Genomic DNA, 12,876 nt, shown 5'->3' with positions numbered 1-12,876 from the left:
AATGCTAACAGGGGCTTAGCATTTCTGCACCGGCTTGTGGAAGCGGACTCAATCGGTGGGTGGTGACCACATGTCCGAGGACTGCCCCCCCCGCAAAGTTGCGACATCGGATTGCCGCGGGTGCCCGGACATCGCGCCGGCGAATGAGTGTAGGCACGCACCATCGTCGGTGCGATACTGCGTTCATGAAGATATCCGCCTGGTGGCCGCTGGTAGGCGACGAAACACGCACGTGGCTCATTGAGCACAACGGCGAGCCCTTGCCGGCCCTTGTCATCACGGACATCATGGCCGTCACCGGCGGCTCGACCGATCCTGAATGGTGGGCTGGAACATCAGCTGGCGGTCCCCAACTTACTGATGGGGCCGTGGATTGGATCGAAGCTGTCGCCAACGGCGAAGAGCCCACGACAGGCTGAATCCAGAGTTGGGGAGCCGCCGCGCGGTGAAGGCGTTGGCGGTGCTGTTGTTCCCGGAAGTTCCAGGGGTGAGTTCAGGTCACGGCTCCATCATGATGTCTCCAGGGAAGGGCTGGGGCTGAAAAGGTGCGGCGGTGTCGGCTCCTGGCCGCGCAGGCCAGTGGCGCCGGAACCACCGCACCGCGGACCCGAGTGCCTCGTCCAGTGGCGGTGCGTCGGGGTGCCACGCCTTCTCCCACTCCAGGCAGACGGGACCGGCGTAGCCGGCGTCCCGGAGCAGCCCGGCAAAGGCATCGACCGGGAGGGTGCCTGTGCCGACGAGGGCCGGGGTCCGGCTGGCGGGCAACCGGGCGTCCTTGACCTGGACGCTGCCCGCTCCGCCGGTGAGCCAGGGCTGCAGGGCCCGCCACGTTGCGCCGAGGGTCTCGCCCACCCGCCACGGATGCATGAGGTCCCAGACGGCGCCTGCGGGCCCATCCACCATGTCCAGGATGGCGGCGATGTCGCTGCCGCGGGGGTGTGAATCGTGCGTTTCAAGCGCCGGGTACGTTCCCAGATCCCGGGCCAAGCGTGCGACGGCGGTCAGTCGGCCGGCTGCCAGGGCGTTGGCTTCCTGCCTGGCTTGGATGGTTTCGGGCACCCTGTCGTATCCGCAGGGGTGGACGGGGGCTCCCGGGAATACCCTGACGGCCGGCGCGCCGAGATCATGGGCCAGGATCAGCGCCGCTTCGAGCGCCCCCACCACCAGTTCATCGGCAACCGGTTCCGCGACCCTGATGTAGCTGGCCACCCCGGTGACGGCCAGGCCTGAATCTTCGATCCGGGACCGGACTTCGGAGCGTTCGCGCCGGGTCATGGCCGGGGCGGCGATTTCGCCGGGGCCAAGCCGCAGCTCCACTCCCCGTGCACCGTGCGCCACCAACCAGGACAGGACCGTGTCCAGGCTTTTGCCGGGCGCCCCCAGTGTTGACACCGTCAGTGTTGGTTCGAGCTCCGCTGGGTGGTGCATTCGTCGTCCTGGCCGCTCGCAGTCGCTAATAACGTTTCAACACTGGCGCACGGGGTGCGGCGGGGTCAACGGCCGGCGCCGGTTCGATCACACTCGGTCACCGGGCCCGGGTGGTCCGGGCGCCCGGCATCAATGCAGGACCACCACGTCTGTCGCATAGTCCTGGGACGAGGTCATGCTGCCGCGGAACCAGCAGACAGCGTGGGTGGAGGGATCCCCGGGCGGCACCATGGGCCGGAGGTTGTCCACTGCGGAGCCTTCTGTGACCGCTTCCCAGCCAAAGGTGGTGCCGCCGTCCCGCGTCCTGCCCCGGTAGATCTCGTAGTGGCCGGTGGCCTGCCCGGTCCGCGGGTCGATGGGAGTGGAGATGTACACCTGGTTGAGGTCATGCGGGTCCACCGCGCCCAGGCCCGTATAGTCCTGCTCGTGCGGCAGCAGGGCCGGGCCGGCGGCCGCCAGCGGGTGCAGGTTCCACTGCCTCCCGTCGAACCGGGCGTACAGCAGCCGGTGATCATCGACGTCGAGCGGCTGCTCCCGCTGCAGCGGGCCGTTGACGTCGTTGGCGCGGCAGCTGATGATGGCGGCCAGGTCCTGCCCCTGGCGGCGCAGGTCCACGGTCCAGCCGTGGGTAAGGATGTCGCCGTCAATGTCCGTTCCCGCCGCGAACACTGTGGTCAGTGCAGCCTGGTTGATCCCCGGCGAGCCGATCAGCGGCTTGCTGACCACCTGGCCCCGGGCGTCGTGCAGGGCGTCGTCGCGGATGTAGCCGTGGTAGATGCTGTTGTTGAAGTCCCGCGGGTGGTGGTCGGTGGTGATGAGGTCAATGCGGTCCGTCCCGTTTCCGCAGTATCGGGTGTAGCCGTTGACGTAGCCGATCTTGGGGCGGGTGAAGAGTTTTCCGCCGAACCGCCATGTGGTGCCGTCATCTCCTGACACCAGAAGGCTGGGGTCGTCGTTGATGGCACGGACAAAGTTGTACACCCGGGACTCGGCAGCGAGCCGGTGCAGGTTCGAGTAGGTCGCGCCGCGGCCGCCGGCCAGCTCCGTCCAGTCGAAGTGTTCCTCCGGGCCCCATTCGGAGGCGTCATGTGGCCGGGTGGAGATCCGCCAGCGGGAGTAGTTGTCCGTTTTGTGTTTGGCGTACATCGCCAGGTAGCGGCCATCGGGCCTGATCAGGAGCGCCGGGGCGTTGTGGTCGTCCGGCTCCAGCCTTGTGTGGACAACGTGGACCTGGCTGTCACCGGTAGCAAGGTCAAGGACGGCAACCTCGATGTTTCCGCCCCGGCTGTCGCCCCCGGCGCCCCCGGGGGCTGCCACGGAGCCCACCAGCAGCGTGTTGTTGGCCGGGTCCACCAGGGCGCGCTCGTCCTGGAACCAGCACCATGCGCCGTTGTCATTGATGGTGGTCTGCATGCCGGGCATCGGAATCCTGCTCTCGTTGTGGGGTGGGTTCCACCCGTGGGCGCGCCGTCCGGCGCCGGCCACGGAGCCGTCATGGGCTGTGTGGTTGGACCATATGCAAGTATCGGCGCGGTGGTCAAGGGTGTGGCCGAAACCGGTCGGATTCGAACGTTCAGCCAGCCCCGACTTATCCGGACACAATGCTTGAAGCTTGAACTAATGCAAGATACTCTTGCTTTAATCTTCAACCATTTATGATGATCGCCGAGGCCCGCAATGACAGCAATTGCCCATTCCGCACCGCATTCGTCCGCCCTGCCCGCGGCCACCGTCCGCAGCCAGGTCAGCGTCCCGCTCCGGTTCGTCGACGGCTACGCCACCACCGCCGTCGTCATGACGTTCCATGGCTTGGTGGACGGCCGGGAACACCTGCTGCTGGCCCTGGGTAACTGGGAGCAGGCCCTGCTCGGCGGCTCAACGGCGCCCCTGGTCCGGCTGCACAGCGAATGCATGACAGGGGACGTCTTTGGCAGCGAGCGCTGCGACTGCGGACCGCAGCTCCGGGAAGCCGTGGAACGCATTGCTGCCTCCGGAGGCTTCCTGCTCTACCTCCGCCAGGAAGGCCGCGGCATTGGCCTTTACCCCAAACTCGATGCCTACGCCCTGCAGGACCAGGGCCTTGACACCTATGACGCCAACCTTGCCCTCGGCCACGGCGAGGATGAACGCGACTATACGGCGGCAGCCCAGATGCTCAATGCCCTGGGCGCCACGTCGGTGAGGCTGTTGAGCAACAATCCCGACAAAGCTTCGCAGCTGGCCGCACTCGGCATCACCACCGCCGAAAAGATCCCCACCGGTGTCCACCTCTCCGAGGCCAACTCCCGCTACCTCGCCGCCAAGCGGGACCGGACCGGACATACGCTGGAGCTCGGCCAGGCCGCCGTCGTCCGCGCCGCCCCGGGCCGCGCCCCCGGGCACGCGGACATGCTGGGCCGCGTGGAAGCCCTGATCCCCGCCCTGCGCGCCAGGGCGGAGGAGGCCGAGCAGCTGCGCCGGCTCCCGGAGGGGACGATGCGGGACCTGGGGGCCGCCGGCATCTTCCGTCTCCTGGCGCCCGCGGGTGTCGGCGGGTATGGCCTGGGCGCACAGACGTACGGGGAAGCCATCAGGGGCCTCGCACGGGGTTGCGCCTCCACGGCCTGGACCGCCGGGCACCTGGCGGAGCACGCCTGGATGCTGGCACGCTGGCCCCGGAAGGTGCAGGACGACGTTTTTTCCGGCGGCGTGATGCCGCTCGCCGCCGCAACCAGTGCCCCGGTTGGTTCGGCGCGGAAGGTGCCGGGCGGATATGCGGTTTCGGGCCACTGGAGCTTCGCTTCGGGCATCATGCACTCGCAATGGGTCCTGTTGGCGGTGCAGCACGACGGCATCCGGTTGCAGGCGCTGGTTCCGCTCACCGACCTGGAACTGGTGGACGCGTGGCATACGGACGGGCTCAGGGGAACCGGCAGCAACGACCTCCGCGCGGACTCGCTCTTCGTTCCGGCGGACCGGGTCATGGACTGGGCCCTGCTCAGCGGCCCCGACAATCCCGGCGCAGAGCTTCACTCCGAACCACTGATCTCTGCGCCGATGTCAACCTTGCTCAACCTGGTGGCCCCGGCGGCGGCACTTGGCTCCGCAGAGTATGCCCTGGAGCTGTTCCGGGACCAGCTGCTGCGCCGGAAGGAAAAGAACGGCCCCATCACCCGGCAGGCAGACTATGTCCCGGCGCAAACCCGCTACGCCAAGGCGTCCGGGCTGGTGGCCACCGCCCAACTGCACTGGCAGGCGGCACTGTCCCTGCTGCCGGGGGACGGGTCGGCGCCCAGTGGGCCTGCCGCGCGGGAGCGGGCCTCGTTCCGGCTGTCGCTGGCCCTAAGCGCGGAAGCCGCCCAGGAGGCGGTCCGGCTAGCCGTTGCCGGATCGGGCGCCAGTGCCCACCGCCTGTCCCATCCGCTGCAGCGGATCCAGCGCGACGTCGGCGTGCTCCTGAGCCACCCCACCCTGGGCCTCGACCCCATCCTGGAGCAGGCGGGCCGCGGCCTGCTGGGCATGGAATTCACCATGCCGTCCTTCTAGGCAGCGCGGCGTCGGTTGCCCGGTGCAGCCGCAGGCGGGAAATCCGTGTCAGGATCAGGTATGCCCCAGCGCCTGATGCTGCTTGACACTGCTTCCCTGTACTTTCGTGCCTTCTACGGCCTTCCGGACAGCATCCGGCGGCCGGACGGTACGCCCGTAAACGCTGTCCGCGGCCTGCTGGACATGATCGCGCGGCTCACCACCGACTACCAGGCCACCCATCTGGTGGCGTGCTGGGACAACGACTGGCGGCCCCAGTGGCGGGTTGACCTGATCCCCACGTACAAGGCACACCGGGTGGCGAAGGCGGTACCGGGCGGGACCGACATCGAGGTGGTCCCCGAGGGCCTTGAGGCCCAATTGCCCATGATCCGCCGGACCCTTGAGCTCGCCGGCATTGCCATCGTGGGGGCCGCAGACCATGAGGCCGACGACGTAGTGGGCACCTATGCCAGCCACGCCGCCTTCCCGGTGGACGTGGTCACAGGAGATCGGGACTTGTTCCAGGTTTGCGACGACGAACGCGGCGTCCGGGTGATCTACACCGCGCGCGGCATGAAGAACCTCGAGGTGGTCACGGAGGAAACCGTGGTGGCCAAATACAAGGTCTTGCCGCAGCAGTATGCCGATTACGCCACTCTGCGCGGGGACGCCTCGGACGGACTGCCGGGCGTTGCCGGGATCGGTGAGAAGACGGCGTCGTCACTGCTCCTGAAGTACGGCACCCTGGAACGATTGCTGGCAGCAGCCGATGAGCCCGGCGGCGGGGTATCCGGCCCGGTCCGGGCCAGGCTGGACGCCGCCGCCGAATACCTGGAAGCCGCCCCCGCCGTCGTGCGCCTGGTCCGCAACCTGGAGCTGCCCACCCTGGACGAGGCGGGGGCCCGGCTCCGGCCCGTGACCGGCAGTCGGCGCGCCGGGCTTGAGCAGGCGGCCGGGGACTGGAACCTCGGAGGCTCGGTCCGCCGGCTGCTCGCCGCACTGGACCAGCAAGCCTGACGGACGACGCCGGTGCTGCCAGCCGGGTCCGGGATGACTGTTTATTGCGTAAAACCGGGACATGCTGGACGTCCCGGAGCCAGGTTTGGATGACGCCGGGTGTACGGCCGTGACGTTTCGTTGCGGCGGGCGTCGGCTCATTTCAGGCGGTTTGAACGTGCAATCCGCTGATGGTTTGGTGAGGTAACGATCCAAACGAGAGGCCACATTATGACCGCCACATCAGATCTCGCTCCACGCCGGCTTCGGGATATCTTTGGAACTTTTGCCAGCGGATTGACGGTAATCACAAGCTCCACGCCACAAGGCCCGGCAGGCTTTACGTGCCAGTCGTTCGCGTCCCTGTCCCTTGACCCGGCGCTCGTCACGTTCAGCCCGGCGCGTACGTCCACCACCTGGCCTGTGCTCCGCGGTGCGGGCACCTTCGCCATCAACATCCTCCCGGCTGAACACCAGCACCTCGCAGGTCAGTTCGCCCGCTCCGGGTCGGACAAGTTCGCCGGAGTCAGCCACACGTCGTCGCCCTTGGGCAATCCCGTCCTGGATGACGCCCTGGCTTGGCTCGACTGCGAACTGCACGCGGAATATGACGGCGGTGACCACACCATCGTGGTGGCCGCGGTACGGCACCTGGATGCCCGGGTGGACGCTGAGCCGCTGTTGTTTTTCAAGGGACGCTATGCAGGGATCTCGCCGGTCGAACGCCTGCTCGAAGCTGCAGGCTGACCGGGGCCGGCTTGTCGGCCGGCCCACCGTCCCGGCGTCAACCCCCGGCTCTTGAATCAGCCCCGCCAAGTAGTAAGCTTGCTGAGCAATACCAGTAAGCGTGCTGACTAAATGGGATGGAGCAGGAGCCATGGGCGTTATCTCAGGAACGGCCCTGTCAGTGATGTTGACCGCCGGCGGCGTGGCGATGGCAGCCGAAGGGGGCCCGGGAGCCGGGCAACATTACGTTGCCGGACACGTGCTCCTCGGGATGGGGATCGGCTTGTTCCTCACCACCTGGATCCGCACCGCGGTCCGCCACTTCCTGGCGCGGTCGACTTTCGGCTCGCGGAGGACGCCGGCAGCCCAGGAGCACGCGGACCCCGCCACCGTTACCGCCCTGCCCCAGCGCGCACCCTCCGTCGTCCCGCTCCGTGGCCGGCATGCGGCCTGAAGCCGGACGCGACACGGACAATGACCGCGTGACAGAGCCCGGCAGCCGGCGGCGCCGCGGAACGCGTGCCCTGATCCTGGTGTGCGTTGCCGTCGCGGCCATACTGGTTGCCGGCGCTGCGGCCATCGGTCCCGGGCGCACCGACCAGGGCGTGCTGCGGGGCTTCCAGGTCCGGGTGCTGGGCATCAGCCAGGCGGCGGCCGAAAACAGGATGGACGGCGCTTTGTCAGCACTTGAGGCACTGGAGAAAGACCTCGGCGAGGCGGCGGCGGACGGGCGGCTTTCACCCGAGCGGTACAACGGCATCCACAGCGCACTGGCCTCCGTCCGGGCCGACATCGCAGCAAAGGTCGCGGCAGTTGCGCCCCCCGAGGCGCCACAGGCTGCTCCGGCCGGCGGCGAGCTGTCGGCAGCACCGGGTGAGGCTGGAAGCGTTCCAGCCGAACCGGCCGAACCGGCCGTGGCGGCCGTGGCGCCTGAACCGGCGCCCGCCGCCGATCCGCCGGGCGCGGGGCGTTCGAATGCGGCGAAGGAAGCCAAGGGCAAGGCAAAAGGCCAAGGCAAGCCCTGACCGGGCGCCAAAGAACTCGTCCCGGTCAGGGGAGAATAGATGGATGATTCCTCGTGCAGGCCAAGCCGACGACGGCTTTGACCTCCGCGCCATTGGCGCCGGCCTTGCCTTCGCAGCCTCCGTTCCCCGGCTGCGGCAGGCACTGGAAACCGGCCCCGGGGCCGCCGCCGTGGTGCAGGCCCCGCCGGGAACCGGAAAGACCACCCTCGTCCCGCCCCTGCTGGCCAACCTTGTGGGCACCTCGGGCCGCGTCGTCGTCACCCAGCCGCGGCGCGTCGCAGCCCGCGCAGCAGCCCGGCGGCTCTCGGAACTTGTTGGCAGCCCGGCTGCCGGGCGGGTGGGCTACACGGTCCGCGGCGAACGCCGGGCAGGCCCGGACACCCGGATTGAGTTCGTCACCCCCGGCATCCTCCTGCGCCGGCTCCTGGCGGACCCGGGCCTGGACGGGACGGCCGCCGTCGTCCTGGACGAGGTGCACGAACGCGGCCTCGAAACCGACCTCCTGGTCGGGATGCTCGCCGAGGTCCGCGAGCTGCGCGGTGACCTTGCCGTCGTCGCCATGTCAGCCACCCTCGACGCACCCAGGTTCGCTGCGCTGCTGGGCACATCCGGCCGCCCGGTCCCCGTGGTGGACTGCCCGGCGGTGCATTACCCGCTCGAGGTGCAGTGGCTCCCGGCACAAAGCCCGCGCCTTGACGCCGGGGGAGTGACGCGCGCTTTCCTTGACGAAGTGGCCGCCACGGCTGCGGAGGCCCACGCTGCGGCAGACAGCTCCGTGGACGCCCTGGTCTTCGTTCCGGGAGCCCGGGAGGTCTCGCACGTGGCCGCGGCCCTGCGCGGCAGGCTGGGCAGCAGCGTGGATGTCCTGGAACTGCACGGCCGGATTGGTGCGGCCGAACAGGACAGGGCCGTGTCCGGCCGGCACCCCGGGGACGGCCCACGGATCGTCGTCTCCACGGACCTTGCCGAGTCGTCCCTGACCGTGCCCGCCGTGCGGTTGGTCATCGATTCCGGCCTGGCCCGGGAGCCCAGGCGCGATGCGGGCCGCGGAATGAGCGGGCTTGTCACCGTTTCCTGTTCCCGGGCATCCGCTGAGCAACGCGCAGGACGCGCGGCCCGGCAAGGCCCGGGCACCGTAGTCCGCTGTTACAGCCAGCAGGCCTATGGTGCCGCGCCGGCGCACGTCACGCCGGAGATCAACGTGGCGGACCTGACCAGCGCGGCGTTGACCCTGGCCTGCTGGGGCTCGCCCGGCGGGAAGGGCTTGCCCCTGCCGGACGCGCCGCCCCGCCCCGCCATGGATGACGCCGTCGAGGTCCTGCGGGAGCTCGGCGCCGTAACCGACGACGGCCACGTGACGGCCGAAGGCCGGCTGCTCGCGGCCGTACCCGCCGACCCCCGGCTCGCCCGGGCGTTGCTTGAAGGTGCCGCATCCGCCGGGACCCGGCTGGCCGCCGAGGTGGTGGCTGCGCTCTCCGGGGACCACCGCGCGCCCGGGGCGGACCTGCCCCGGCTCCTGGCCCAGCTGCGGGCAGATCCCGGGCCTGCCGGCCGGCGTTGGGCCGAGGAATCCAAACGCCTGGCGTCCCTGGCCCGCCGGCAGCCGGACCGCCATGCCCCCGCGGTGTTGCCCCCGGCCCGGGGCGAAGCTGTGGGCGCCGTCGTCGCCCTCGCCTATCCCGACCGCGTGGCACGCCGCGTCCCCGGCAGCGAGGGGTCGGGGCAGTACTTGTTCACGTCGGGCACCCGGGCGGGCCTCCCCGGCGGCAGTACCCTCTCAGGCCACGAATGGCTGGCCGTGGCCGACGTTTCGCGGGCCGGTGGCCGGGACGCGGCCGGAACCGGTGCCGTGATCCGCGCCGCGGCACCCTTGTCCGCCACCATGGCCGAAACTGCGGCCGGGCACCTGCTGGCTGAAACCGTGGACACGCGCTTCAGCGGAGGGCGGCTGACGGCCCGCAGGACCAAGCGGCTGGGGGCGGTCGTACTTGCCTCGACACCGGTGCGTCCCACGGCCGCCCAAGGCAGGGCCGCGGTGGCAGCCGCTTTCCAGGCGGGCGGGCTGGCAGCCCTTTCCTGGCCGACGGCGGCGGCCTCCTTCCGGAGCCGGCTCGCCTTCCTGCACCGCCAGGCAGGGGAGCCGTGGCCCGATGTCTCGGATACGGCCCTGCTGGCCCGGCTGGAAGAGTGGCTGGGAACCGAATTGGAAGCCCTCGCCGCGGGGGCGCCGCTGGATTCCCTCGACCTGGCCGGGGCGCTGCGCGGGCTGCTCCCGTGGCCCGAGGCCGCCAGGCTCGACGAGCTCGCTCCGGAATGGCTTGAAGTGCCCAGCGGTTCGCGGGTCCGGATCGAGTACCCGGAGCCTGGCGACGACGGCGCGGCGCCCGTGGTGGCGGTGAAACTCCAGGAATGCTTCGGGCTGGCTGAATCACCCCGGCTTGCCGGCGGACGGGTTCCGGTGCTCTTCCACCTGCTGTCCCCGGCACGCCGCCCCCTGGCCGTCACGGACGACCTGACCTCTTTCTGGTCCGGCCCGTATGCCCAGGTGCGTACCGAAATGCGCGGCCGCTACCCCAAGCACCCCTGGCCGGAGGATCCGTGGTCAGCCCCGGCGAGCGCACGCGCCAAGCCACGCACATAGGGCCGCCGTTAGGGGGCGGCGGGCAGCACCCGCGGCCTGCCCGTGAGGTATCAGATGAACGGGCGACGCTGCCAGGCGCCCTAAGCGTGCGCGGCGATGAACCGGGCCACTAAAAGCGCCAGCGACGCACCCACCTCATCGGCGGGGCGCTTGTTTCCCGCCACGGCAAAGGAGTGGTCACCGCCCTCCACCCACTCCAGGACCGCATTGGAGCCGATCCGGGCCACGACGTCCGTCAAAATGTGGGGCGTGGCAAACGTGTCGCGCGTTCCCTGCAGGAACAGCATCGGCACCGTGATCCCGTACAGGTGCCCATCCCGGAGTTTCTCCGGTTTGCCGGGGGCGTGCAGCGGGTAGCCCAGGTACACCAGGCCCTGGGCGGCCATGCCGTCGGCAACGGCCATGGATGCCATCCTGCCGCCGAATGACTTGCCCGCCGCCCAGACGGGGCCGCTGTCGCCGTTGGCCTTCGCCTGGGCGCGGGCTGTGTCCATAGCGGCCCGCCAGGCGGCGATGGCAGCCGGAGGGCGGTCGGGGAACTTCCGCCCTGCCTCCCGGTACGGAAAATTGAAGCGCAGGGTGGCCAGGCCCAGGCCGTTAAGGGCGTCCGTGAATCCGCGCAGGAACGGGTGGTCCATCCCGGCTCCTGCGCCGTGCGCCACCACCACTGTTGCGGTGGGTTGGTGCGGGCGCGCGTAGATGGCCGAAAACGTGGCGTCACCTGCAGCGATGACGAGCTGATGGTCGGGGTGGGGCATGGATCCATCATGCCCGAGGGCGGCCGCATATGCCGGTGTCTGCCGGCGGCCGGGTGTACGTTGTCCCCATGGCGAGCGAACAGACCACCATCACCGTCCAAGGTCCCAACGGCGAGCGCGAAATGCGCATCTCCAGCCCCAGCCGCGTCCTCTGGCCGGACCTGGGCCTGACCAAGTTGGACCTCGCCAGGTATATCTGCGACGTGGGGGAGGCCTTCATTGCCGCCAACGGGGACCGGCCCGTGTCCCTCCAGCGGTACTCGGACAACATCGAAGGCGAGATGTTCTTCTCAAAGAACCCGCCAAAGGGCACGCCGGACTTCGTCAGGTCCGTCAAGGTGGTGTACCCCAGCGCCAGGTCCCATCCCCAACTGGTCCTTGACGAACCGGCAGCTGCCGTCTGGGCCGTCCAGATGAACACCGTGGTCTTCCACCCCTGGCCGTCCCGGGCGGAAAACACCGACAATCCGGACCAACTCCGCATCGACCTCGACCCGCAGCCCGGGACAGATTTCGGCGACGCCGTCCCCGCTGCCCTGGTGCTCAAGGACGTCCTTGCGGAGGCAGGGCTCACCGGCTTCGTCAAGACCTCCGGAAACCGCGGCCTGCACGTCTACGCTCCCATCGAGCCAAACCGCGAGTTCCTTGATGTCCGGCACGCCGTCATCGCCGCCGCCCGGGAGGTGGAGCGCCGGATCCCGGACAAGGTGACCACGGCCTGGTGGAAGGAAGAACGCGGCCGCCGGGTGTTCCTCGACTACAACCAGGCCAACCGGGACCGTACCATCGCCGGCGCCTACAGCCCGCGGGCCCTCCCGCACGCCCCCGTGTCCTGCCCCCTCACCTGGGCGGAACTGGAAAAAGCGGATCCAAAGAACTTCACCATCCTGACGGTGCCGGAACGCTTGAAGACGGTGGGAGATCCCTGGGCTGACTTCAGCGCCAAGCCCGGCACCATCGACACGCTCCTGGAATGGTGGGACCGGGACTGCAAGGACGGACTCGGGGAGATGCCCTTCCCGCCGGACTACCCCAAGATGCCGGGCGAACCGCCCAGGGTGCAGCCCAGCCGGGCAAGAAAGCCGGCCGACGCCAACAACGACTGACCCGGGCCCGACACGAGGGCCACGCCACCGCAGGTGCGGCGAGGCTATTCGAAGCGGGACGGGTCGCCCATGCCGCGCCGGACCACCTCGGCCACCCCGCTGGAGAAGTCGACCACAGTGGTGGGCTCGGCGCCGCAGTCTCCGGCGTCGATCACCGCATCCACCTGGTGGTCCAGCCGCTCCTTGATTTCCCAGCCGACGGTCAGCGGTTCGTCCTCATCCGGCAGCAGGAGCGTGCTCGAGAGCAGGGGCTCACCAAGTTCGGCGAGCAATGCCTGAACCACCCGGTTGTCCGGAATGCGCACCCCCACCGTTTTCTTCTTCGGGTGGAGCAGCCGCTTCGGAACCTCCTTGGTGGCAGGAAGGATGAACGTGTAGCTGCCCGGAGTGACGGCCTTGATGCTGCGGAAGACATCGTTCCCAATGTTCACGAACTGGCCCAGCTGGGCGAAATCCCGGCACACGAGGGTGAAATGGTGCTTGTCATCCAGGTGGCGGATGCTTCGGATCCGGTCCAAGGCATCCTTGTTGCCCATCTGGGCTCCCAAGGCATAGCAGGAGTCCGTGGGGTAGGCGATCAGTCCGCCGTCGCGAATGATTTTGACTGCCTGCGCAATGGCGCGCGGCTGGGGGTCGTGCGGATGAACATCAAAGAATCTGGCCATCACCCGAGCCTACGTTCCCTGGGC

12 protein-coding genes are annotated in these 12,876 nt (G+C 69.1%); 8 read left to right on the top strand and 4 right to left on the bottom strand.

The genetic code is table 11. The features are described from left to right. The first annotated feature begins 185 nt into the window (after window positions 1-185). A complete protein-coding gene (locus tag AC4EEO_RS09740; RefSeq protein ID WP_491340337.1) occupies window positions 186-419 on the top strand; it encodes a hypothetical protein in 234 nt (77 codons plus the stop codon). 79 nt (window positions 420-498) lie between these two features. Here the strand turns inward: AC4EEO_RS09740 and AC4EEO_RS09735 are convergent, their stop codons facing one another. Together AC4EEO_RS09735 and AC4EEO_RS09730 are read right to left on the bottom strand one after the other, a co-directional pair. Further along, a complete protein-coding gene (locus AC4EEO_RS09735) occupies window positions 499-1,428 on the bottom strand; it encodes a sugar phosphate isomerase/epimerase family protein (RefSeq protein WP_491340336.1) in 930 nt (309 codons plus the stop codon). 129 nt (window positions 1,429-1,557) lie between these two features. After that, the gene (locus AC4EEO_RS09730; protein WP_491340335.1) at window positions 1,558-2,850 is read right to left on the bottom strand and encodes a BNR-4 repeat-containing protein; all 1,293 of its coding nucleotides are present in this window, start codon (window positions 2,848-2,850) and stop codon (window positions 1,558-1,560) included. 255 nt (window positions 2,851-3,105) lie between these two features. On the opposite strand from AC4EEO_RS09730, the gene ribA reads away from it, so the two are divergent. From ribA to hrpB, 6 genes are all read left to right on the top strand, one after another. Next, on the top strand, window positions 3,106-4,953 hold the full coding sequence (gene ribA, locus AC4EEO_RS09725) for a GTP cyclohydrolase II RibA (protein ID WP_491340334.1): 1,848 nt from the start codon (window positions 3,106-3,108) through the stop codon (window positions 4,951-4,953). A 60-nt stretch (window positions 4,954-5,013) separates the two neighbouring features. Beyond that, window positions 5,014-5,952 carry a 5'-3' exonuclease gene (locus AC4EEO_RS09720; protein ID WP_491340333.1) on the top strand — a complete coding sequence of 313 codons (939 nt, stop codon included), beginning with the start codon at window positions 5,014-5,016 and terminating at the stop codon, window positions 5,950-5,952. A 210-nt stretch (window positions 5,953-6,162) separates the two neighbouring features. Next, window positions 6,163-6,678 (top strand): flavin reductase family protein, encoded by a 516-nt coding sequence (locus tag AC4EEO_RS09715; RefSeq protein ID WP_491340332.1) that lies wholly within the window; start codon window positions 6,163-6,165, stop codon window positions 6,676-6,678. 130 nt (window positions 6,679-6,808) lie between these two features. Continuing rightward, the gene (locus AC4EEO_RS09710) at window positions 6,809-7,111 is read left to right on the top strand and encodes a hypothetical protein (RefSeq protein WP_018761221.1); all 303 of its coding nucleotides are present in this window, start codon (window positions 6,809-6,811) and stop codon (window positions 7,109-7,111) included. A 28-nt stretch (window positions 7,112-7,139) separates the two neighbouring features. Beyond that, window positions 7,140-7,682: a hypothetical protein gene (locus AC4EEO_RS09705; RefSeq protein ID WP_491340331.1), complete on the top strand. Its 543-nt coding sequence runs from the start codon at window positions 7,140-7,142 to the stop codon at window positions 7,680-7,682. A 43-nt stretch (window positions 7,683-7,725) separates the two neighbouring features. Continuing rightward, complete coding sequence (hrpB, locus tag AC4EEO_RS09700; RefSeq protein WP_491340330.1) at window positions 7,726-10,323, top strand: ATP-dependent helicase HrpB; 2,598 nt, start codon at window positions 7,726-7,728, stop codon at window positions 10,321-10,323. Window positions 10,324-10,403: 80 nt separating this feature from the next. On the opposite strand, the gene AC4EEO_RS09695 is transcribed toward hrpB, so the two are convergent. Further along, a complete protein-coding gene (locus AC4EEO_RS09695) occupies window positions 10,404-11,081 on the bottom strand; it encodes an alpha/beta hydrolase family protein (RefSeq protein ID WP_491340329.1) in 678 nt (225 codons plus the stop codon). Between the two features lie 68 nt (window positions 11,082-11,149). Here AC4EEO_RS09695 and ligD point away from each other — a divergent pair, with 68 nt between their 5' ends. Continuing rightward, the gene (gene ligD / locus AC4EEO_RS09690; RefSeq protein WP_026264433.1) at window positions 11,150-12,187 is read left to right on the top strand and encodes a non-homologous end-joining DNA ligase; all 1,038 of its coding nucleotides are present in this window, start codon (window positions 11,150-11,152) and stop codon (window positions 12,185-12,187) included. Between the two features lie 44 nt (window positions 12,188-12,231). Here the strand turns inward: ligD and AC4EEO_RS09685 are convergent, their stop codons facing one another. Then, a complete protein-coding gene (locus AC4EEO_RS09685) occupies window positions 12,232-12,852 on the bottom strand; it encodes an L-threonylcarbamoyladenylate synthase (RefSeq protein WP_133831507.1) in 621 nt (206 codons plus the stop codon). Between the last annotated feature and the right edge of the window lie 24 nt (window positions 12,853-12,876).

This window comes from Pseudarthrobacter sp. MOO13 (assembly GCF_058267655.1).
This window is presented reverse-complemented; position numbering and strand designations above follow the sequence as displayed.

Coding starts and splice junctions, on each gene's coding strand:
- AC4EEO_RS09685 (WP_133831507.1), bottom strand. CDS start 12,852: ATGGCCAGATTCTTTGATGTTCATCCGCACGACCCCCAGCCGCGCGCC.
- ribA (WP_491340334.1), top strand. CDS start 3,106: ATGACAGCAATTGCCCATTCCGCACCGCATTCGTCCGCCCTGCCCGCG.
- AC4EEO_RS09740 (WP_491340337.1), top strand. CDS start 186: ATGAAGATATCCGCCTGGTGGCCGCTGGTAGGCGACGAAACACGCACG.
- AC4EEO_RS09715 (WP_491340332.1), top strand. CDS start 6,163: ATGACCGCCACATCAGATCTCGCTCCACGCCGGCTTCGGGATATCTTT.
- hrpB (WP_491340330.1), top strand. CDS start 7,726: ATGATTCCTCGTGCAGGCCAAGCCGACGACGGCTTTGACCTCCGCGCC.
- AC4EEO_RS09730 (WP_491340335.1), bottom strand. CDS start 2,850: ATGCCCGGCATGCAGACCACCATCAATGACAACGGCGCATGGTGCTGG.
- AC4EEO_RS09695 (WP_491340329.1), bottom strand. CDS start 11,081: ATGCCCCACCCCGACCATCAGCTCGTCATCGCTGCAGGTGACGCCACG.
- AC4EEO_RS09735 (WP_491340336.1), bottom strand. CDS start 1,428: ATGCACCACCCAGCGGAGCTCGAACCAACACTGACGGTGTCAACACTG.
- AC4EEO_RS09720 (WP_491340333.1), top strand. CDS start 5,014: ATGCCCCAGCGCCTGATGCTGCTTGACACTGCTTCCCTGTACTTTCGT.
- ligD (WP_026264433.1), top strand. CDS start 11,150: ATGGCGAGCGAACAGACCACCATCACCGTCCAAGGTCCCAACGGCGAG.
- AC4EEO_RS09710 (WP_018761221.1), top strand. CDS start 6,809: ATGGGCGTTATCTCAGGAACGGCCCTGTCAGTGATGTTGACCGCCGGC.